Annotated in this window: 17 protein-coding genes; 14 read left to right on the top strand and 3 right to left on the bottom strand. The window is 53.1% G+C overall.

The features are described from left to right. Positions 1 to 48 precede the first annotated feature (48 nt). On the bottom strand, positions 49 to 1,398 hold the full coding sequence (locus tag IX84_RS26740) for a methyltransferase RsmF C-terminal domain-like protein (protein ID WP_044228443.1): 1,350 nt from the start codon (positions 1,396 to 1,398) through the stop codon (positions 49 to 51). Positions 1,399 to 1,463: 65 nt separating this feature from the next. Between IX84_RS26740 and IX84_RS26735 the strand changes: the two genes are divergently transcribed. The 8 genes from IX84_RS26735 to IX84_RS26700 all read left to right on the top strand — a co-directional run bounded on the left by IX84_RS26735 (position 1,464) and on the right by IX84_RS26700 (position 11,977). Continuing rightward, a complete protein-coding gene (locus tag IX84_RS26735; protein ID WP_044228438.1) occupies positions 1,464 to 3,260 on the top strand; it encodes a tetratricopeptide repeat protein in 1,797 nt (598 codons plus the stop codon). Between the two features lie 86 nt (positions 3,261 to 3,346). Next, complete coding sequence (locus IX84_RS26730; RefSeq protein WP_202965301.1) at positions 3,347 to 4,339, top strand: NAD(P)-dependent alcohol dehydrogenase; 993 nt, start codon at positions 3,347 to 3,349, stop codon at positions 4,337 to 4,339. Positions 4,340 to 4,473: 134 nt separating this feature from the next. Beyond that, positions 4,474 to 5,664 carry a hypothetical protein gene (locus IX84_RS26725; RefSeq protein WP_044228435.1) on the top strand — a complete coding sequence of 397 codons (1,191 nt, stop codon included), beginning with the start codon at positions 4,474 to 4,476 and terminating at the stop codon, positions 5,662 to 5,664. 163 nt (positions 5,665 to 5,827) lie between these two features. Continuing rightward, on the top strand, positions 5,828 to 7,228 hold the full coding sequence (locus tag IX84_RS26720; protein WP_044228432.1) for a glycoside hydrolase family 53 protein: 1,401 nt from the start codon (positions 5,828 to 5,830) through the stop codon (positions 7,226 to 7,228). Between the two features lie 91 nt (positions 7,229 to 7,319). Continuing rightward, positions 7,320 to 9,467, top strand: coding sequence for a TonB-dependent receptor (locus IX84_RS26715; protein WP_044228429.1), 2,148 nt, complete (start codon positions 7,320 to 7,322; stop codon positions 9,465 to 9,467). Between the two features lie 28 nt (positions 9,468 to 9,495). Then, entirely contained in the window at positions 9,496 to 10,167 is a 672-nt protein-coding gene (locus tag IX84_RS26710) for a tetratricopeptide repeat protein (RefSeq protein WP_044228426.1), read from the top strand. Beyond that, on the top strand, positions 10,167 to 11,090 hold the full coding sequence (locus IX84_RS26705) for a sensor histidine kinase (RefSeq protein ID WP_044228423.1): 924 nt from the start codon (positions 10,167 to 10,169) through the stop codon (positions 11,088 to 11,090). The genes IX84_RS26710 and IX84_RS26705 overlap by 1 nt, the downstream gene beginning before the upstream one ends. A 131-nt stretch (positions 11,091 to 11,221) precedes the next feature. Next, positions 11,222 to 11,977, top strand: coding sequence for a LytR/AlgR family response regulator transcription factor (locus tag IX84_RS26700; protein ID WP_044228420.1), 756 nt, complete (start codon positions 11,222 to 11,224; stop codon positions 11,975 to 11,977). Between the two features lie 74 nt (positions 11,978 to 12,051). On the opposite strand, the gene IX84_RS26695 is transcribed toward IX84_RS26700, so the two are convergent. Beyond that, positions 12,052 to 13,197 carry an acyl-CoA dehydrogenase family protein gene (locus tag IX84_RS26695; protein ID WP_044228417.1) on the bottom strand — a complete coding sequence of 382 codons (1,146 nt, stop codon included), beginning with the start codon at positions 13,195 to 13,197 and terminating at the stop codon, positions 12,052 to 12,054. Between the two features lie 775 nt (positions 13,198 to 13,972). Continuing rightward, positions 13,973 to 16,150: a S9 family peptidase gene (locus IX84_RS26690; RefSeq protein WP_044228414.1), complete on the bottom strand. Its 2,178-nt coding sequence runs from the start codon at positions 16,148 to 16,150 to the stop codon at positions 13,973 to 13,975. Between the two features lie 137 nt (positions 16,151 to 16,287). On the opposite strand from IX84_RS26690, the gene IX84_RS26685 reads away from it, so the two are divergent. The 6 genes from IX84_RS26685 (at position 16,288) to kbl (ending at position 22,510) form a co-directional block, all read left to right on the top strand. Further along, entirely contained in the window at positions 16,288 to 17,625 is a 1,338-nt protein-coding gene (locus IX84_RS26685) for an MATE family efflux transporter (RefSeq protein WP_044228411.1), read from the top strand. A gap of 58 nt (positions 17,626 to 17,683) precedes the next feature. Beyond that, complete coding sequence (locus tag IX84_RS26680; protein ID WP_044228408.1) at positions 17,684 to 18,757, top strand: T9SS type A sorting domain-containing protein; 1,074 nt, start codon at positions 17,684 to 17,686, stop codon at positions 18,755 to 18,757. Position 18,758: 1 nt separating this feature from the next. Then, positions 18,759 to 19,778 (top strand): DUF1028 domain-containing protein, encoded by a 1,020-nt coding sequence (locus IX84_RS26675; protein ID WP_044228405.1) that lies wholly within the window; start codon positions 18,759 to 18,761, stop codon positions 19,776 to 19,778. Positions 19,779 to 19,787: 9 nt separating this feature from the next. After that, positions 19,788 to 20,240 (top strand): type I restriction enzyme HsdR N-terminal domain-containing protein, encoded by a 453-nt coding sequence (locus IX84_RS26670; RefSeq protein ID WP_044228402.1) that lies wholly within the window; start codon positions 19,788 to 19,790, stop codon positions 20,238 to 20,240. A gap of 98 nt (positions 20,241 to 20,338) precedes the next feature. Further along, positions 20,339 to 21,289, top strand: a complete 951-nt coding sequence (locus tag IX84_RS26665; protein ID WP_044228399.1) for an NAD-dependent epimerase/dehydratase family protein — start codon at positions 20,339 to 20,341, stop codon at positions 21,287 to 21,289. Between the two features lie 33 nt (positions 21,290 to 21,322). Further along, positions 21,323 to 22,510, top strand: coding sequence for a glycine C-acetyltransferase (gene kbl, locus IX84_RS26660; protein ID WP_044228397.1), 1,188 nt, complete (start codon positions 21,323 to 21,325; stop codon positions 22,508 to 22,510). Positions 22,511 to 22,530: the final 20 nt, after the last annotated feature.

Genomic DNA, 22,530 nt, shown 5'->3' with positions numbered 1-22,530 from the left:
TTACAATATTACAAAAGAAAAGATGCATTCCACACAGTTAGCGTTGTGTTAAGGCAGGGACATCCGGACTTGTAAATGATTGGGAAAGTAATTATTGACCCGGTTGGGCAGCATCTTGCCCCAGCCAATGCCCCAGCCATCGTAACGCATCAGGTGCCAGCCTTTTTGCCCGGGGCGGGCAGGGAGGGCCGCTTTGCGCAAATAGTCCAGTGCGGTGTCTTTGTCGAGGTCCGCTACGGGCGTATCCGGGTGCAGGTGCAGGGATAGGCTCAGGGCGTGGTCCGGTATCAGGTGCTTGCCTTTCATTAGCCCCACCGGCGTGCCAGGGTCTAGTCTGGGCAGGCTTTGCGATAAGATGCTGAGTAGTGGAAGTGCGCCTTCCGGCACGGCATACAGTTGCCCCTTTGGGGTGGTAAGGATATTGAGTTGGGCTTCAGGGTCGAGCCAGGATAGGGCCGCCTGTTCAGTAGCCTTAGGCACTTTCGTGAAATAGCGCAGTGGGGTCTTTGTTGACCAGTTGGTTGCTTTTCCCTCTTTGCGTAGCACCGCCAGGTAGAACCCTTCGCTGCGGGTGCGGTGCGGGTAAAACTGGTACCCCAGGCCAGTAGGCATGATCCCCCAGTCTTCCGGCAAATCAAAAGAGACGGTCTCAAAGCCTCCTTTTTCAAGAATTCGGGCCACCTGATCGTCGTTTTCCCCCTCGTTGTAGGTACAGGTGCTGTAGATGAGGATGCCACCCGGCGCGATGAGGGGCAGCGTATGATCAAGGATATTCTGTTGCCGGCTTTCACAAAGGGCCACATTTTCAGGATTCCATTCTTTTGTGGCACCTGGCGTTTTGCGGAACAATCCCTCACCGGAGCAGGGGGCGTCCACCACCACCAGGTCGAACCAGCGCGCAAGGGGCGAAAAGCGCTCACTGTCCGCATGCGTTGCAATCACATTGGCCCGCCCCCATTTGGCCAGGTTCTCTCTAAGAATGGCGTAGCGGCTTTTAATCACCTCATTGGCTACCACGATACACTCATCAGGGAGGGCATTGAGGAGCACAGTGGTTTTCCCGCCCGGTGCCCCACAGAGGTCCAGCGCGGTGCTGAAATCCTGCTCCTGCCGAAGCTGCTCCACCACATAGGCCAGGAACATAGAACCGGCTTCCTGCACGTAGTAGCGGCCGGCGTGAAAGTGTGGGTCTAATGTGAAGGAGGGGCGTTCCGGCAGATACTGCGCAGTGCGGTTCCAAAGCACAGGGGAGCCTTCATAAATGGGCGCTTCCGTTTTGGCCCGGTTGTAATTGATGCTCACCGGAGCCGGGCTGTTGAGTGCTTCCGCAAAGGCAGCCCAGTCAGGCCCCAGTTGGTCTTGCATGCGTGCTTCAAAAGCAGCGGGTAATGCCGGCATAGTTTATGATTGAGCGGTAAAGATATAAAGTACTATCTTTATTGCCTACTCATACTTCACAAGGCATGACTTCCAACACCATCGCTGTCCTCCCTTTCGTCAACCGCAGCCCGGACCCTGATAATGAATATTTCTGTGACGGCATCACAGAAGAAATTATCAATGCGCTGGCCCGTATTGAACAGCTGAAAGTAACCTCCCGTACCTCTTCCTTTCAGTTTAAAGGACAGGCCATGGCGGTGAAGGACATTGCCCAACAGCTTGGTGTAGAGGTCATTCTGGAAGGCAGCATCCGGCTCTCCGGGCGGAAAGTCCGCATCATGGCGCAACTGGTGCAGGCCGAGGAGGATTTCCATTTTTGGTCGGAGACCTGGGACCGGCAGCTGGATGATATTTTCGCCATACAGGATGAGATCAGCCTGTTGATTGCTGACAAACTACGCGAGCAGTTCGGGCACTTCGAAATTGAAGACCACCTGGTGGAGCCTCAAACCGACAGCCTTGATGCCTATGCCTACGCCCTGAAAGCCCGGTACTACCACAATCAATGGAACCCCTCCGATGTCAAAAAAGCCATCGAGCTCTTTGAGAAAGCCATTGTTTTGGACCCCCGGCACACCGAATCCTACGTTGGCCTGGCGGATGCTTATGGCTTTCTGGCGACCACGCAGTTCATAGACCCGGCAGAGGGCTGGCAGAAAGCTGCGGCCTACACGCAACAAGCCTTCGAGCTCAACCCTAAAAACGCCGGGGTACATTATCAGCTGGCCAACCTGGCTTTTTTCACCGAGTGCGATTTTGCGAAAGCTTTTGAGCACGCCCTGGAATCCATCCGGTTGAAGCCCAATTATCCGGAAGCGCAGCAGTTCGTTGCTTTTCTCTACACCCTGGAGGGCAGCATGAAGGAAGCAGAAGAACACCTGGGGCTGGCACTCCTCATCGACCCGCTCTCCCAGGAAACCCTGTTTTTCAAAGCTTTCTTCGATTACCGCAACGGCGATTACAAAAGTGCACTCCGGCAGCTTGATGCCTGCCTGCAAGCCAACCCCAATAATATCCCGGCTTATGTACAGCGTTCCTACTGCCTGCTCATGGAGGGGCGTTATCAGGAAACTCTCGATTTTATCCATCAAATTCCAAAGGATATTACGGTAGAGGGTGATAAGCTGGGCATCATTTGCATAGCGCATATCCTGGCCGGGCACCAAAAGGAAGCGGCCGCCACCCTGGAATTACTCCGGGCTGAAGCGGCAAAACCAGCTGCTTTTCAGGCGCATTCCTATCTGTTTATGGCTTACGCCTGCCTTGGGGAGGCGGATGCTGCCTTCGAATGGCTGGAAGAGGCCCTCAAGCTCAATTCCTCCGTGTTGCTGTTGAGCTACAGCGGACCATTGTCCAAAAGGCTGAGCCGTGACCCCCGCTATCAGATTTTCCATGAACGCCTATACGGCAGAGGGGGCAGGGAAGAAGATGCCGAACAAAAATCAGCTTTGCTGGATGACGCTACCTCGGAAGAATACCGTCAGCGGCTCCTGCAATTCATGGAAGCTGAGGAACCGTACTTAAATCCGGGCTTGTCCCTGCGCAGCCTGGCCGAGCAGATCGAAGTCCACCCCAATAAATTGTCCTGGCTGCTCAACGAGAGCCTGGGCAAAAACTACAACACCTTCATCAACGAATATCGCGTGGCGCACTTCAAAAAGCTCGCCCTCGATCCTGCCAATGCCCACATCTCTCTGCTCGGGCTGGCTTATGAGAGTGGATTCAACTCCAAGACGGTCTTCAACACCTATTTCAAGAAGGAAACCGGTATGACGCCCCGGGCTTTCCTGAAAAGTGCGGATTCCGGTTCGGGAATATAAATCCGAACTTCTGCGGGCTTTTTCAGAACGCAGCGCCCTGCTAAAGGGGCTTTCTTTGCATCATGAATCAGAAAAACACCACTATCATGACTGCATTGAAAATGAAAGCCGTCGTCATGACGGGCTACGGTTCCCCCGACGTTTTGACTTTCCAGGAGGTGGACAAGCCTGCTCCCCAACCCCACGAAGTCCTCATCCGGGTACACGCCTCCTCGGCTACCACTGCCGACGGCATGATGCGGACTGGCACGCCCTACTTTGGGCGGTTGATGCTGGGGCTTACCAAACCAAAGCATCCGATTCCGGGCACAGGCTTTGCCGGTCAGGTGGATGCAGTAGGGGCGGAGGTGACAAAGTTTCAGCCGGGCGACCGCGTGTTTGGCGAAACCACTCTGGGCTTTAGCACCAACGCAGAATACGTTGCCGTTCCGGAATCCGGGGTCATCAGTTTGATGCCCGATCAGCTCAGCTACGCTGAGGCTGCCCCATTTTGCGACGGGGCCATCACCTCCTGGAATTACCTTCGCCACCTGGCTAAATTACAGCCGGGGCAACATGTGCTGGTCAACGGTGCTTCGGGCAGCCTGGGCACTGCAGCCGTTCAACTGGCTAAATTTCTGGGTGCCAAAGTGACCGCTGTTTGCAGTACCCGCAATCTTGGCCTGGTGCGCGCTCTGGGAGCTGATGAGGTGATTGACTACACCCGCAAGGATTTCACGAAAGGCACAGAAACCTATGATTTCATCTATGATACCGTGGGCAAAAGTTCTTTCAACGCCTGTAAGCCTGTGCTGAAGGGCAACGGGCAATACCTCTGCCCGGTGTTGGGGCTGCCACTGCTGCTGCAAATGTTGGCCACCAATATCACGGGCGGCAGGAAGGCGGTTTTTGCAGCCACCGGCCTGCGGTCGGACGAAGAACTGCGCGGCATGCTCAAGGAGCTCATCGAAATCTACGAAGCCGGTAAGCTTAAAATGGTCATCGACCGGCAATATCCACTCGAAAAAGTTGCGGAAGCCCACACCTATATTGCCGCCGGACGTAAAAAAGGCAATGTGGTCATCACCTCCGCCGAATGAATCCAACCCTTCAAATCTTTAAGGATGAATCCCGAAAAATATTCCAAAAGTTGTATTTTGTGCTATTGGTGCATTCTATTTGAAAGCGCTCATTTAAAGTGCTGTCAGGCCGTTCAATTTAACCCTTAAGGCTAATGAAAAACCCCATTTGCTATTTATCTTTCCTATGCTTTCTCGTAGCTTGTTCAAAACCGGAATTCCGCAAGGGAGTCGAGTCTTACGAGAGTACCTATTTTACCCGGTTCGATGCTCCTCTTTATGGGGTTGACTTTCTACTTACCGATGAAGAATCTATAATTGTTGCCGGAGCGGAAGCGCCGTACGGGCTTGTCAATGCAAGGCCTATGGTGCTGAGCTTAAACCAGGGAAAAGAAATTTCCTGGATGACCCTCTTGCCGGGGGGAAGGCAAAACCGCTTTAGTTCAATGAAGCTAAGCAGCACTCCGGAGGGTGATTACTTGCTTTTCAATAATGCCGAAAATCCGGATAATGAAACAGAAAGAGGGCTTAAGTTTTCAACAATTAACGAGATAGGGACTATCACTTGGAGCCATACTTTATATGAGGACGATAGGGAGCTCCAAAGTTCATCGATGGTGCAACTGACTGATGGTGATTATATGGTACTCAGTGAGAACGCAGAGGGTCTTAGTATAGAAAACAACTTGCACTTGAGCAGAGTTTCCGCGGAGGGAGATTTGATTTGGTCGAAGCTTCTTGAAAATACCACGGTCAGTATAGCAGGGCCACTGCTTTATTTTCCCGGGCAGGAATTCCTTATGGGGATATCAGAAAAATCATTAGGCTTTCCTGACGTTGAGGTTCAGTTGTATAAGTTTGATTTGGAAGGTAATTTAATCTGGCAGGAAACGATTGTAGAATCAGGACCGGTTTACCCCAATTCCGCCCGTATTGTAAGCATGCAGGATGATGAAATCATGGTTAGCTTTTCCTCAGGAAACGATGTGGTGTTGATAAGAATGGATACCGCTGGAAATATAATTTGGGAGCGAAAATTTGAAGGAGAGCGTTTGGATATCTCTGTAGGCGGGATTCAAACACTTGATGGTCATTATCTTTTACTAGCGAATACCTCTAGCTATGGGAATGGAGAATTTGATGTGATGCTTACAAAAGTTGATTGCCAAGGTGAGATTATTTGGGATAAGGTTTATGGTGGCACTGAATCCGATGCAGCTTTCAAAGTAGTAGAAAAGGCCAATGGCGATTTGTTAGTGCTTGGCAATGTCAATAGAGAGATTACTGCTCTGTCAGAGACTAATTTGTTTATTCTTGAGACCGATAGTGAGGGGAATCCAAAGTAGCCAATGCGCATAATCCCTGGGTGACGCTGACGACGTACATCTGATACAGAAGCCCTAAAAGCCAGGAGACTGAAACTGGCTCAGGAAGCAAAAGAAGCAGTCAAAGCTCCGGCGAGTGTTGCATTGGCAGAGACGGACAGGAATCAGATTTTAATTGATCAACATGTTTAAAATGCTTTACCGGGTTTGTTTTATCGCGCTGCTGCTGCCTTTTTGGGGCAGCGCCCAGGAAGATTTCCTCCGGGGTGTGGATTTATCCTATGTCAATGAAATGGAAGATTGCGGAGCCGTCTTCAGTCTGAACGGGGAGGCTCAAGCCCCCTACGCTTTGTTCGCCAATGCGGGCTGTGATATCGTCCGCCTGCGTCTCTGGCATACGCCAAGCTGGTATGACACCCTCAACGCCGGGCGGCGCTACAGCGATTTTGAGGACGTTTGCCGTTCTGCACAACGGGTGCGGGCAGCGGGTATGCAAATCCTGCTGGACTTTCACCTGTCCGACTTTTGGGCAGACCCTGGCCGGCAGTGGATACCCGCCGCCTGGGCACCGGTGGCTGATGATCTGCCGGTACTGCAGGATTCTTTGTACAACTACATCCACGGCACCCTCATGGCGATGCACGGGCGCGGGCTGCTCCCGGAAATGGTACAGGTGGGTAACGAAACTAATCGGGGAATTCTATTGCCCATCGCCGTGAATGATGCTGGCTGGGTGCTCGACTGGGACCGCAATGGCCCCCTGTTTCAAACCGGACTACAGGCTGTGGCCGATGTGGAAGCCGCAACCGGGCAAAATATCCGCACTGCCCTGCACATTGCCGGCCCCACTAATGCCCACTGGCTTATGGAAGGCTTCAGCGATCATGGCGTTACGGATTTTGACATCATCGGGCTTTCGTATTACTGGCAGTGGCACATGCCCGCCACCATTCAACAAACGGGCAGCATTATCAGCAGCCTTCGGGAAGCCTATCCGGACAAGGAAGTAATGATCTTCGAAACCGGATATCCCTGGACGTTGGATTGGGCAGATGAGGCTTCCAATATTCTTACCACCGCCCACCCGGACTACGCCCCGATCAGCCCGCAGGCCCAAAAACAATGGATGCTGGACTTGGATGCAGCAGTCCGCAGCAATGGTGGTTCCGGGCTTTTCTATTGGGAGCCGGCCTGGGTGAGTACGGATTGCCATACCCCCTGGGGGCAGGGCTCGCACAAGGAGAATGCTACCTTTTTCGATTTCAGCGGAGCCGTTTTGGACAATGGCGGTATGGACTGGTTTGGGGCAGCAACGACATCCGTTGAACCACAACCCATACAGGAAACGCCCGCTGTTCAGCTAAATTACCTGGGGAACCGTACCCTTTCGATAAAAGTGCCGCCCGGTCTTCCCGACAGCCTCACCTGCCAGGTGTTCAGTATTGATGGCAAGGGCGTGGCAAGCTATGCTCTAGCACAAGGGAGCAACACCCTGCGATTGTCTGAAGTGCCACCGGGGCAGTACGTGGCTTTGGTGCAGGCGGGGCGATCGGTTTATTTGACGAGGTTAATACAATTGCCCTAATCTGCAATTCAGCCACCTCTGAGTGCAATTCAGCCAGTTGTTTTTGCCCAAACGCTGCATAACCAGCAGTTTTGGATCAAAAGCAACTGAGATGAAACCGACATATTTCCTTGCTGCATTTCTAATCCTGACTACCGCCCTGAACGGGCAGTCCATCCTGGCCGGGCGGGTACTGACTGGCAAAACAGACCCGGCAGTAGGAGCGAACTTGTACATCAAAGGCACTTTCGAGGGCACTTCCACGGATGCGGATGGACAATTCCACCTGCCTTACCTGCCCGGCGACAGCCTGACGCTTGTGGTGTCCTACATCGGTTTTCAGCAGCTTGAAAAGCAGATCCCCATCGGTAAGGACAGCCTTTGGCTGGAATTCCGCCTGAAACCACAGGCCAGCGAACTGCAGCAGGTCGTCATCTCTGCAGGGGCTTTTGAGGCGAGCGATGAGAAAAAAGCGGTATTGCTGAAGCCCATCGACATCGTCACCACGGCGGGCTCCAACGGCAATATCGTAGCCGCCCTCAATACCCTGCCGGGCACGCAGTCCAATGCTGAAGACGGGCGCATATTCGTACGCGGCGGTGATGCCCATGAGACACAAACCTTTATTGACGGGCTTCGGGTGCCCAATCCTTACACGAGCAATGTGCCGGATCTGCCGGTCCGTGGGCGCTTTTCCCCCTTCCTGTTCAAAGGGACTTCCTTTAGCACAGGCGGGTACTCTGCCGCATACGGCGATGCCCTTTCCTCCGCCCTGGTTTTGCAGACCAAAGACCTGCCGGAAGCTTCCGTCACAAGCTTGTCAATGATGACCATCGGGGCGGGGGTCAGCCATACCGAGCGTTGGGAAAACAGCGCACTTTCGGCTGGCGTGGACTATACCAATCCGGGTCCCTACACCCGGCTCGTCCCTCAGAATATCGACTGGGAAGACCCGGTCACGGCACAGGGGGCACAGGTGGGCTTCCGCCAAAAAATGAGCAATGGCGCTCTGCTCAAAGCACAGGCCAATGCACAGTGGTCGGGCTTCTCCATGCGGCACCCCTTGCCGGAAAATCCCACAGAGCAGTCCCTGCTGAGCCTGCAAAACGACAACTACTATGGCAGCGCTACCTACCATCAGCTGATTGATGAGGAATGGCAGCTGGATGCTGGCCTTGCCGCCGGATACGATAGCGAGCGCATTGATCAGCGTTTTTCGGTTGACCGGTCAAACGCCATGATGCAGGGCCGCGCCGTTGCCATCCGCTACTTTGAAAACGACTGGGCCCTAAAGCTCGGGACCGAGTGGATACATAGTGACTTCGAAGAGCACTATCAGGACACGGAATCGGACATCCAAAGTGCTTTTCAGGAGGACTATATCTCCGCTTTCGCAGAAACGGAAGGCTACCTGGGTGAAAAAATTGCCCTGCGGGCAGGACTTCGGGCAGAGCGGTACAATCTGCTTGACGCCAACCGGTTGTCCCCGCGCCTTTCCCTGGCCTATAAAGCTGGTCAGGGCGGACAGTTTGCCTTTGCCTACGGGCATTTTTACCAGGCGCCACAGCAAGACTGGCTGCGGTTTACCCAAAATCTGAGCCCGGAGCGGGCCGATCATTATCTGGTCAACTATCAGTACCGTAAAGGGGGGCGTACGATCCGCGCTGAGCTTTACCATAAGGAATATCAAAACCTGGTGCAGTTTCCCGCTGGCACTCCCTGGCTGGCAGAGAACTCCGGTGAGGGCTACGCCCGCGGGCTGGACCTCTTCTACCGGGACCGGGTGAGCATTCCTAACGGTGACTTCTGGGTATCCTATTCTTATCTGGATACGGAGCGCCACTATGAAGATTTTCCGGTGGCTGCCACGCCTGATTTTGCGGCAAAGCACAACCTGTCGGTGGTCTACAAGCACTGGATTCAGGAGCTGCAGACTAATGTGGGGCTGACCTACACGCTCGGCAGCCCACGGCCCTATGATGATCCAAATACCCCTCGGTTTAACGATTTGCGTACCCCAACTTTCCAGGACCTCAGCCTCAACCTGAGTTACCTGACCGAGCTGTTCGGGCACTTTACCATCGTGCACGCCTCAGTGAGTAATGTACTCGGGTTTGAGCAGTCCTTCGGAGAGCGGTTCGGAAATCAGCCGGACCCCAACGGGCGGTTTACTTCCACGGCTATCCGCCCGCCGGCCCCAAGGTTCTTTTTCGTGGGCGTCTTTGTCTCCATAGGCGAAGGCAGCACCTTTAGTAACTAATTTTTTATATCATAAAAATCCAACTATCATGAGAGCTTTAATCATTCTTTTCAGCCTGGCATTGTCCATTTCCACCTTCGCACAAAACGACCGGTACACTGCAGCCATGGAAAAAGCAGTAGGCGAGCTGCAGGCGGCCGAGCAAACCCGCGACTTTTCCGCTCCGGCCAATACTTTCGAGCGCATCACCGCTGCCGCTCCCGAAGGCGAATGGCTGCCGGCCTACTATCAGTCTTACTGCCACATCATGCAAGCGGTAGGCGCCATGCAGCAGGGCAAGCCGGACCAAATCACCGCTTTCCTGGAAAAAGCGCAGGGCGCATTGGATAAAGCCAAAGAGATCTCTCCCGAAAATCCGGAAATTCTCGCCCTGCAGGGTTATATTTACACAGGGCATATCTGGGCGGACCCTATGGGTAACGGCCCAATGTACAGCCCGCAGAGCGTAGCCGCTTACCAAACAGCTATCGAAGCCGGGCCTGATCATCCAAGAGCTTACCACCTGATGGGCATGCACTTGTTTTATATGCCTGCTATGTATGGCGGCGGACCGGAGCGTGCGGTATCCTATCTGGAAAAAGCAGCGGAACGGTTCGAAAGCTACGAGCCTGCGTCGCCAATGCACCCTGCCTGGGGCAGCTACTTCAACCAACAGCTGCTGGAACAGGCTACTGCTAAACTGGAAAAAGAAGAAAAATAATGTCAGAACAAAATCATAGCTGGACGCGAGACCTGAGGTGGAAAAGCCTCCTCAAACAATTCCTGCTGGGCGGGGGGGCAATCACTCTTACCTTCGGCTGGTATTTGCTTGCCGAAGGGGAGTGGGTGGAATTTCTGTCCAATTTCACGGTGAATGGCATTCTTTGGGTACTCATCGGAATAGGTAGCGGAATGCTGGTAGAGTGGTTAGACACTAAAATACCCTGGCTGGAAGCCCCCGCAAAAAGGGTAGTAGTAAGCCTGGTACTGATGGTGCTCTATTCGCTCGTTGTGGCCATGCTGGTGCTTTTCCTTTATGCAGGCCTGGTTTACGGTATCGCTCCTTTGCAGGCTCTGAGAAATGTGGGCTATACCTTCCCACTGACGGTAGTGCTGATTACTTTATTCGTGGGGACTTTCCTGCATGGCCGCGGCTTTTTCCTCGCCTGGAAAGCCTCATTCAAGGAAGCCGAGGAGCATAAACGGGCCGCCCTGGCAGCCAAGTATGAAGCCCTCAAAAACCAGGTGAATCCACATTTTCTGTTCAATAGCTTCAATGTGTTGTCTAACCTGGTCTACAAAGACGCTGACCTGGCTGCGGAGTTCATCCAACAATTGTCAAAAGTGTACCGCTATGTTCTGGAAACGCAGCAACAGGAGCTGATTTCACTGGAGCAGGAGATGGAAATGCTCAAAGCCTACCTCTTTTTGCTGGAAATCCGCTTTGGTGAGTCACTGAAAGTGGAGACCGCAGTGGACGTAGAGCCAACCGATGCCGTCGTGCCCCTGACCCTTCAAATGCTGGCCGAGAATGCGGTAAAGCACAACATCGCTTCCAAAAAGCAGCCCCTGCACCTGTCGATCACCCGGCAAAATGGCACGCTGACGATCAGCAACTCCCTACAGCTAAAGGGAAATCAGTAGACCTCCCTGGGCGTAGGGCTGCCTAATATTCAGGAACGCTACCGCTATCTGTGCGGGCAGTCCCTGGAAGTGAAGACAGAGAACAACACTTTCTCTGTCAAAGTACCTATCCTTCAACTCAACGAACAATAATGCGTGCACTCATCCTGGAAGACGAAGCACTCGCAGCAGAGCGCCTGCAGCTAATGCTGGAAAAATTGCGGCCTGATATTGAAATCCTGGCCATTTTAGACACTGTAGAGGATGCAGTCAGCTATTTTAGTACCGGTGTCCGGCCTGATCTGGCTTTCTTTGATATTCAGCTGGCAGATGGGGCGAGTTTTCAGGTATTTGAATCGGTAAAGGTGCCCTGTCCGGTCATTTTCACGACGGCTTACGATCAGTACACGCTGAAAGCCTTCAAAGTCAACAGCATTGACTATTTGCTCAAACCCATTGGAAAGACCGACCTGGAGCAGGCGCTGGCACAGTATGAAGATTTGAAGGAGAAATTTGGGCAGCCTACGGTTCAGCTACAGCAGGTGGAGCAGTTGCTGCAATCCATGCAAAGGCGATACAAAGAACGCTTTGTGGTGAAAACAGGGCATCAGTTCCTGAGCATTCGGGCAGAAGACATCAGATATCTATTCACGGAGCATAAAACGACCTGGATCCGCCATGCAGATGGCAAAAAGCATGCGCTGGAGTACACCCTGGAGGAACTCGAAGCGCTGCTTGATCCAAAGTACTTCTTCCGGACCAACCGGCAGTACATCGTCCACATTGAGGCGATTGACCAAACGACGGTTTACTCCAATGCCCGTCTGAAAATTAAGCTGCAGGATGGGGAAGAGACGACAGTAAGCCGGGACCGGGTAAGTGATTTTCGGACTTGGCTGGGCGGGTAAAGCGGTGCGTGCTGCTCTACAGTTGAAATTAGAATGGGGAAACCAGTTATAATGCTGATTCCCCCATTTTGTTTTTATCCTTCCTTCAACACCTCGCGGGAGATGACCAGTTTCTGAATCTCAGAAGTGCCTTCTCCAATGGTGCAAAGCTTGGCATCCCGGTAGTATTTCTCCACAGGGAAATCTTTGATATAGCCATAGCCGCCGAAAATCTGAACAGCCTCATTGGCAATCGCCACGGAAGCTTCAGAAGCGTAGTACTTGGCCATGGCGGATACTTTGGTTACCCGCTCGCCATTGTCTTTCATGCGCCCGGCTTTGCGGGTGAGCAGCTCAGCAGCCTGGATTTTAGTCGCCATATCAGCCAACTTGAAGCCGATGGCCTGGAAGGAGGAAATCGGCTTGCCAAACTGCTGCCGCTCCTTGGAATACTGTACGGATGCCTCGTAGGCGCCTTTGGCGATGCCAAGTGCGAGAGCAGCAATGGAGATCCGGCCGCCATCCAGGATTTTCATGGACTGAATGAAGCCATCGCCTACCTCACCGAGGATTTGGCTTTTGTGTACCCGGCAGTCGTTGAAGATCAGTTCTGCCGTTTCGCTGGCGCGCATGCCCAGCTTGTTTTCCTTTTTGCCGGCTTCGAAGCCCGGTGTGCCCCGTTCAATGATGAAGGCGGTCATACCGTGGCTGTCCAGTGGCTCGCCGGTACGGGCAATCACAACGGCTACGTGGCCCGATTTGCCGTGGGTGATGAAGTTCTTGGCGCCGTTAAGCACGTAGTAGTCGCCATCTTGTTCTGCGACAGTCTTCATGCGCCCGGCATCACTTCCGGTATTGGGCTCTGTAAGGCCCCAGGCACCGATAAATTCGCCGGTAGCCAGCTTGGGCAGGTACTTTAGCTTTTGCTCTTCATTACCAAACATCAGGATATGATTGGTGCACAGAGAGTTGTGGGCAGCCACTGAAAGCCCAATCGATCCGCATACCTTACCGATCTCTTCGATCACGGTGATGTATTCCTGATAGCCCAGTCCGGAACCGTTGTATTTTTCCGGCACCAATACGCCGAGGAAGCCATACTGTCCCATTTGCTGGAACACTTCGACCGGGAATTCCTGAGACTCGTCCCACTCCATAACGTGAGGACGGATGTAGTTTTCAGCGAAGTCGCGCGCACTTTCTTTAATGAGCTGAAGATTATTAATGGTTTCAACACTCATACAAATAACGATTTGAGATAATTTGAGAATTGGTTAGGGTATACGCAATACGAAGTGGTTTGTGATATCGGCCACTGACGAAGCATAGTTTGTCAGGGCAAGCGCAAGCCACTTTCCAGCGTAAATGCCGATATTGAGTGGTTTGCTGTGGCAGACCACTCAATATCAGCATAATTGGGCAATATACGGAAAAATAAGGTTTCCTGAAACGGGCTTTGCGTCCGGGCGTGTATAACAAATTGCACAAAACAGAAAGGCAAACCTCTGCACTTAAGCGCTAGGGCTGCTGGGGTAGAGCTTCCCGCTCTGCTCCAGCTTATCCAAGGCAAACAGCAAATGCTGCCAGGCTATTCAAAAAGTGCAATTTGTTATGCAGACTTAGTCCGGGAAGTATTGCACCAACCCAATGTAATAAATGGCAGAAACCCTGACTTGGTTCAGGCAGGGGTGTCAGAAACAGGCAATTTTGAAGCGTAGAGCGTGGTATACGCAATACGAAGTGGTCGCCTACTGACGCTAACGGCGAGCACGGGGAACGATAAATGTCGGGTCTTTGATCCAGACATTCATCGTCTGGAATCTTGGATTTGCGACATCGGCCACTGACGAAGCATAGCTTGTCAGGGCAAGCGCAAGCCACTTCTCAGCGTAAATGCTGATATTGAGTAGGTTTGCTGTGGCAAACCACTTAATCGTCAGTATAACGTAAGCGGGAGCGCTTCACCTTCTTCGAAGGTTAGAGCGCTCCCGCTTGCAAAAACAGTTTTACTACGTCTTAATCCTTAACGGGCTCTGTCACTTCCGCCCGGCCAGCCAAATCAAGCAGGAAGGCATACTCCATAGCGGTTTCCTTATAACGTTGGTAGCGGCCCGAAGCGCCCCCGTGGCCTGCCTCCATATTGGTATGCAGCAGCAATGGGTTCTGGTCGGTTTTGACTTCACGAAGCTTGGCAACCCACTTGGCGGGCTCCCAGTATTGCACCTGAGAGTCATGCAGCCCGGTCGTGACCATCATAGCCGGGTATTCCTTGGCCTCCACATTATCGTAGGGCGAGTAGGACTTGATGTAGTCGTAGTAGGTTTTGTCTTTTGGATTGCCCCATTCGTCAAACTCACCGGTGGTTAGCGGGATAGACTCGTCGAGCATCGTTGTGACCACATCCACAAAGGGGACCGCCGCGATTACGCCTTTCCAAAGGTCGGGGCGCATATTGATTACCGCGCCCATCAGCAAGCCGCCGGCGCTGCCGCCCATGGCAAACAACTGCTCCTTGCTTGTGTAGTTTTCGGCAACGAGGTGGTCTGCAACGTCAATGAAATCAGTGAAGGTGTTTTTCTTGTTAAGCAACTTGCCATCTTCGTACCAGTGGCGGCCCATTTCCTCCCCGCCCCGAATGTGGGCAATAGCATAGGCGAAGCCCCGGTCGAGCAGGCTAAGGCGCACCGAGCTGAAGTAGGGCTCCATGCTGTTGCCGTAGGAACCGTAGCCGTACAGGAGCAGCGGCTGAGTGCCGTCCTTTTTGAAGCCTTTGCGGTACACCATGGAGACGGGCACTTCTACGCCGTCCCGGGCTTTGACCATCAGCCGCTCTGATTGGTACTCCTCCGGGTTGAAGCCACCGACCACTTCCTGCTGCTTGAGCAGTTCGAAAGTCCGCCCTTCCATGTCGTAGTCGTAAGTGGTATTGGGGGTAGTCATGGACGTGTAGCCAATGCGCAAAATTTTGGTATCGAACTCCGGATTGACAGATGTGTATGCCAGATAGGCATCCTCACCGAAGTCGATGTAGTGTTCTTCACCTTCCCATGGGCGCACCCTTAGCTGAGTGATGCCAGCCTTGCGCTCAGAGAGCACGAGGTAGTCCTTGAAGATTTCCATGTCTTCCAGCAGCACATCTTTGCGGTGGGGGATGACTTCTTCCCAGTTGTCCTTTGTAGTCTTTTCTTCCGGTGTTTTCATGAGCCGGAAGTTTTGGGCATCCAGATTGGTGCGGATGTAAAAATGGTCGCCAAAGTGGGCGATGCTGTATTCCAGGCCGCGTTCCCGGGGCTGAATAATGCGGAATTCCCCTTCAGGCTTATTGGCGTCCAGAACCCGGTATTCCTGGCTAAGGGTAGCATAGGAGCCCACTACGATATATTTATCCGATTTGGTTTTGTAGGCAAATGCCAGGAAGGTGGCATCGTCTTCACTGTAGACTTCCACATCTTCCTCAACTGGTGTGCCAAGGCGGTGGCGCATGACCTTATAGCTGCGCAGTGTAGTCTCGTCTTTGAGGGTGTAGAATACCGTTTCGTTATCATTGGCCCACACCGCACTTCCGGTAGTGCCGGGGATTTGATCGGGCAGCATCTCGCCCGTCTCCAGGTTTTTGAAGCGCAGGGTGTAAATGCGGCGGCTCAGTGTATCCTGCCCGTAAGCCAGCAGCCGGTTGTCGGGGCTGACAGCCCGTCCACCAATATTGTAGTAATCGAAGCCCTCCGCCAGTTCGTTGGCATTGAGCATAATCTCCTCCGGGGCATCAAGGCTGCCTTTTTTACGGCTGTAAATCGGGTATTCCTTTTCTTTTTCGAACCGGGTAATATAAAAATAGCCGTTATCCTTGTAGGGTACGGATGTGTCATCCGGTTTAATCCGGGCAATGATTTCCTGGTATAGCTTTTCCTGGAAAGTATCCAGGTGGCTCATCATGCTTTTGGTGTAAGTATTTTCGGCATTCAGATAGGCGAGGACTTCCTCGTCCTCTCTTTGGTTGAGCCAGTAGTAGTCGTCTACGCGGGTATCACCGTGGATGGTAAGTTCTTTAGGTTTTTTGGCAGCCTGGGGCTGTTCAAGCCCGGTTTTTTCGTACATCTTGCTGGTTGTTTTTTCGGTTTGGCCAGCGGGGTCGCTCCCGCAGGACAGCAGCGCCACAGTTATGATCAGCGCCATCAGGAAAGTATATAATCTCATGGTTAAAAATTAAGGTCAGGTGAAAGTTTAGTAAGAGACACGATAAATGGATACAAAGGTCAAAGATTGCAGGAAAATTTTGAAAATTGAGGGTAAATTAGTGCTAATCATTTTCTGCCTGCCTACTTTTGCCACCCATGCGCCTACGCACGTCATATCGGCAGATCCTCTCCATTTCGGCTCCTATCATGTTGGGCAGCGCCGCACAGAACGTGGTGGCGCTCAGCGATAGCGTGTTTTTGTACCACCTGAGCGAGGAGGACTTTGCTTCAATTGGCTTCGTGGGTGTCTTCTACCTGGTCATCGCCGCCATTGGCTACGGGTTTTCCCGGGGCGGTCAGATTATGATCGCGCGTAGGGCAGGGGAGGAGGCCCTGGAGGAAGTGGGGCGGACGTTCTACTCTATGGTTTACTTCGAACTGGCGCTCGCAGTGGTCATGTTTTTTATCATGCAGTACGGCTGCTACTACTTTTTCGGGCTGTTTGTCAATTCGGAAGTCGTTTTCACGAAAAGCCTGGAATACCTGGATACCCGCTCCTGGGGCGTCTTTTTCAGTTATACCGGGGTGGCGGTGATTGCACTATATACCGGGGTGGCGCGGACCACCTTCATTATCGTGGATACGGTCATTCTGGGCATTGTGAATATTGCGCTCAACTACGGGCTGATCTTCGGTCACTGGGGCCTGCCGGCCATGGGCATTGCGGGGGCCGGGCTGGCGAGCACAATCGCGGAGATTGTTGCCTTTGCTGTATTTATGGTATACATTTTCTTTGACCGGGAAGCGCACCGCTACCGGCTGTTCAAGCTGCCCAATGTGGACCTGGAGCTTATCAGGCAGCAGTACAAGCTGGCCCTGCCTATTGTGGCGCAGTCTTTTGTCGGGCTGGGCAGCTGGTTCGTCTTCTTTGGTATTGTAGAGAACCTGGGCGAACGCGAACTAGCCATTACCAACCTGGTGCGCATGGTTTACCTCATTTTGTCCATTCCCACCTGGGGCTTTGCCAGCGGGGTGAATACGCTGGTCAGTAATTTCATTGGGCAGCGCAAGCGGCAGGCGGTCGTTCCCATTATCTGGAAAACAGCTAAAATCTGCTGGCTGACTACCATGATCATCACCCTGCCGGTGGTCCTTTTTCCGCACGAATTGCTGTACCCGCTTCTGGGCGGGGCTGATATGTCGCTGATCACCGAAGCACAACCGGTTTTTTATGTATTAGCAGGCATTCTTACAGCCTTCAGTATCGGTAGTGTGTACTTCAATGGGATGGCAGGGACAGGTGCGACTTTCTTCGGGCTGATCATTCAAACCATCTGCGCCGTTGTCTACCTCGCATACATCTACATCGTTGTCAACCATACCAACTTGGGACTGCCCTGGGCGTGGGCTTCTGAAATCCTGTACTGGATTGTGATGATGGGCATTGTCCTCTGGTATATGCGCTCTCAGCGCTGGCACGGGCTGGAAGTGTAGCCCCATGGTTTTTTATTGCCGGAATTCCCCGTACTTTTACCTCAAAATACAGACTGCTATGAAACGAGCCTTTTTACTTTTTTGCCTGTTTGTTTTGACCCTGCCGCTGCTGGCACAGGAGATTGAAGTCCCTCAGACCCATCACCCGCTCATCACCAAGCGTACGGCCACCTGGTGCCCCAAATGCGGTGGCTACGGCTGGGAACTGTTCCGTGACCTGCTGGCGGACAATCAGTCAGAGGCGCTGGTGGTTGCCGCCCACTTTGGCAGCAGCATCCTGACCAACAGTGTCTCCAATGAACTCACCACCGCACTCGGTGGCTTCGGGCAGCCGGTTTTCTTCCTGAATACCGAAAACCTCGGCGTTACGAGTACCAATATTGCGACGGTCCGTCAGGACGCCGCCGCTGCAGTCGACGATTTCAATGAAATGCCGCCTGTAGCCCAAACCGGTTTGTTGGCGCAAGCCACGGAGGACAGCCTTATCGTACGGACCAAAACGCATTTCTTCGAAGGCATTGACGGGGAGTCGGTTAACCTGGCTGTATATCTCATTGAGCCTACGGTCATCGCAATGCAATCCGGTCAGGGCGCTATGGCAGAGCACAAGAACATCCTACGCCATTCCATGACGGGCACGGCCTTTGGGGAAACCATTGCTGATGGTGGCGCCAATGCCGGCGATGAGGTTGACAGGCGCTACAGCATAGCCATCTCTGACCTGCAGGCACAGGAGATCAATACGGATAACCTGGGCAACAACAGCCTTATCGTGGCCGCTGTACTTTGGCGTGGCAATGCCGGAGGATTTGAGGTGCTCAATACCAATCAGGTGCGGGAGTCTATGCTGACGGCGGCCCCTGATTTTGAATCCCGGGCCAGCCTTGAGGTATTCCCTACGCCGGCTGTATCGGATATGACGGTATCCCTTGAGCTCCAACAGCCGCTCCCTGGTGCTCAGGTGGTGCTCATGAACAGCAATGGGCAGCGAGTGCGCAATATATTCAGCGGGGCACTGTCAGCTGGGGAACATACCTTCGCGCTGCCCCGTTTGCAGTTAGCTGCTGGTGCTTACTGGCTTCAGCTAACCGATGGATTGGAAACCATAAGCCGTAAACTGATCATCCAATAGTATGAAATCTGTAATTTGGACAGGGTTGCTGTTTTTGTTGGCCGCGCAAAGCACCTGGTCACAGGATACTTTCTCGATTGTGGCCGTTGATCCGGCTACGGGTGAGGTAGGCAGTGCCGGTGCCACTTGCGTGGAAGGCATTGGCAGCCTGGGCGGGGTGATTTTGCTGAGCGGGATTATTCCGGGGCGGGGCGGGATTAATGCACAGGCTTATATTTGTGTTAATCCCCACATCAATTTGGATAACGGAGTGGCTCGCTTGTCCGAAGGCAATACGCCGCAGGAAGTCATCGACTGGCTGGTCGCAAATGATGCCTGCTTTTCGCAGAATTTCAACCCGGAGTACCGGCAGTACGGGGTAGCAGCCCTGAATGCTCTTGGTGAACCGGAAGTAGCAGCTTTCACCGGTCAGAATGCTGATGACTGGAAGGGGCACCTCCTCGGAGCCAACTATGCGATACAGGGCAATATCCTGCTAGGCCCGGAAGTACTGGAGGGCATGGAAGCAGGTTTCCTAAATACAGAAGGCACCCTTGCGGAACGCCTTATGGCTGCCATGCAGGGCGCCAATATCCCCGGAGCAGATGCCCGTTGCCTGGATGCCGGGACGTCTTCGACTTCTGCCTTTTTGCGGGTGTTTAAGCCCGATGATGACCTGGATAATCCCTGGCTGGAGCTCAATGTAGCTGAAGCGCCCGCTGGCGTGGAGCCCATCGATTCCCTGCAGGCGTTGTTTGATGCCTGGCTGCTGACCTCTTATGAGGAAGCGGAAGGTATCTACGGCTTCAGCGTTTTCCCCAATCCAACTCAATCGGCCGTAGAGGTCTCTGTTGCAGGCCTTGAGCAACAGGAGGAACTCTCTGTCAGCTGGTACAATGCCAGCGGGCAGCAGTTGGGGCAGCAACTGTTACGAGCCGGCCGCAGTATGGTAACCTTGCCTAAACAAGCCGGTATATACTGGATTTGTCTTCAGGGCCCACAGGGACAGGTGCTGCGACAGGAAAAAGTAATCGTACGATAACCGGGCTGCATGGAGATAAATATTGACTTGCTCCGTTACAAAGATCAGCTTCGGGTGAAGCGCCAGGCCGATAAACGGCTTATCTTTGACCGCATACGAAAAAAGTGGCTGGTACTGCAGCCTGAGGAGATGGTACGGCAGCTGATACTGGAGTACCTTTTGCAAGAGCGGGGATACAACAGCAACCGCATTTCCATGGAGCGGGGGCTGAAGGTCAATACCCTGGACCGGCGGTTCGATCTGCTGGTTTATGATAAAGAGGTAAAGCCCTACCTGCTTATTGAGTGCAAGGCACCGCAGGTAAAGATTAGTCAGGCGGTATTTGAGCAGGTCTCCTGGTACAATTCCAGCCTGCAGGTGCCCTACCTTATGGTCACTAACGGTCGGGAAAACTACTGCTGCTGGATGGACTACGAAGCGAAGAGCTACCGGTTTCTGGACGCTGTTCCGGACCCGGGCTAAGATAACCAAAACCGCAGCTGTTTTACTGCGTTATTAAGCTGTAGGCGGTTCATCTAACCATGAAAAGCCGAAGTATTTTATAGCACTGACCAAATTATATGAAAACCGAAACCATCCTCATTACGGGCGCGAACGGCCAGATCGGTACCGTGCTCGGGCAAGCCCTTCGTGAACGGTTTGGCACCGCTAATGTCCTGTCTACAGACATCCGCGAGCCGGCTGCTTACGATTTCCCTTTTGAAACCCTTGATGTGCTCGACCGCAATGCGATGTTCGAGCTTGTCGGGAGCAGGGGCGTCACCCAGATTTATCATCTCGCTGCTATTCTATCGGCCAAAGGCGAGCTGAATCCACAGTGGGCCTGGGAGGTCAATATGTCGGGCCTGTTCAATGTCCTGGAAGCGGCTAAAAAATTTGGCTGTAAAGTCTTCAACCCCAGCTCTATTGCAGTGTACGGTGGGGAAACGCCCAAAATTGACACCCCCCAACATGCGGTACTGCAGCCCCAGACCGTCTATGGTATCAGTAAGGTAGCCGGCGAGCACTGGAGCAATTATTTTTACCAAAAGTTTGGCGTCGACGTGCGATCGGTGCGTTATCCGGGCATCGTAGGCTATCAGTCGATGCCGGGGGGCGGCACGACGGACTATGCAGTGGATATCTTCCACCATGCGGTACGCGGGGAGCGCTATACCTGTTTCCTGGCTGATCACGCCCGCCTGCCCATGATGTACATGGACGATGCGGTGCGGGCGACCATTGAAATCATGGATGCGCCAGCAGAACAGATTAAAATCAGGACCTCCTACAACATCTCTGGCATGAACTTCACACCCGCTGAAATTACTGCTGCCATACAGGCAGAAGTACCCGGTTTTGAAGTCGCCTACGAGCCCGATTTCCGGCAAAAGATTGCTGAAAGCTGGCCGGAAAATATTGATGACGCAGAGGCCCGGGCTGATTGGGGCTGGAAGCCTGCCTATAACCTCCCGGATATGACCAGGGATATGCTCGCTAATTTGCGGGAAATGGCGTCCGCGGCATTATAAATATTCAATTTCTAAAGCACTCAACTTCAACTTATGTATAAGAATGTAGAGCCTGCCCTGGAGCAGGAACTTAGTGAAATCAAAGAAGCCGGCCTGTACAAGGAAGAGCGGATCATCACGACTCCGCAATCGGCGGCTATCAAGACACAGAGCACCGGCGAAGTCCTGAACTTCTGTGCCAATAACTACCTCGGGCTATCGTCCCATCCGGATATCCTCAAAGCCGCCAAGGATGCTATCGATACCCATGGTTTCGGGATGTCGAGCGTGCGGTTTATTTGTGGTACGCAGGACATTCATAAAGAACTGGAGCATAAAATCGCCGACTTCCTGGGCATGGAAGACACCATCCTCTACGCAGCGGCTTTTGATGCTAATGGCGGGTTATTTGAGCCCCTGCTCACTAAAGAGGACGCCATCATCTCGGATGAGCTCAACCATGCTTCCATTATTGATGGGATCCGCCTGTGCAAAGCATCCCGTTACCGCTACAAGCACAGCGATATGGCTGACCTGGAGGAAAAACTCAAGGAGGCCCAGTCATCCCGCCGCCGCCTGATCGCTACAGATGGGGTGTTTTCTATGGATGGGGATATTGCTAAACTGAATGAAATTTGCGACCTGGCAGACAAGTATGACGCCATGGTAATGGTCGATGACTGCCACGCCACCGGCTTTATCGGCAAGACTGGCCGGGGTACTCATGAATTCCATAATGTTATGGGCCGGGTGGACATCATCACCGGTACGCTTGGTAAGGCGCTGGGTGGTGCTTCCGGTGGCTTCACAGCCGCAAAGAAAGAAATTGTGGACATGCTGCGGCAGCGTTCCCGCCCGTACCTGTTTTCCAATACCCTGGCACCGGCAATTGTAGGCGCTTCCATTGAGGTGTTTGACATCCTGAGCAAGTCTACCGAGCTGCGCGACAAGCTGGAGGACAATACCACCTACTTCCGTAAAGAAATGACTGCCGCCGGTTTCGATATTCTGCCCGGGGAGGCGCCTATCGTGCCCATTATGCTGTACGATGCCAAGCTGTCGCAGGACTTCGCCAACCGCCTGCTCGATGAAGGTATCTACGTGATCGGCTTCTTCTATCCGGTAGTACCTAAAGGCAAAGCCCGTATCCGGACGCAACTGTCGGCTGCTCATGACCGGGTGCACCTGGACAAGGCGATTGCTGCGTTCACGAAGGTGGGGAAGGAGCTGGGGGTGATTTAAGCACTCAAGTCTATCAGACA

The organism is Phaeodactylibacter xiamenensis, assembly GCF_000759025.1.
Taxonomy (GTDB): Bacteria; Bacteroidota; Bacteroidia; order Chitinophagales; family Saprospiraceae; genus Phaeodactylibacter; species Phaeodactylibacter xiamenensis.
The sequence above is the reverse complement of the archived record's forward strand: the minus strand, read 5'-3'. Positions and strand labels throughout refer to the sequence as shown.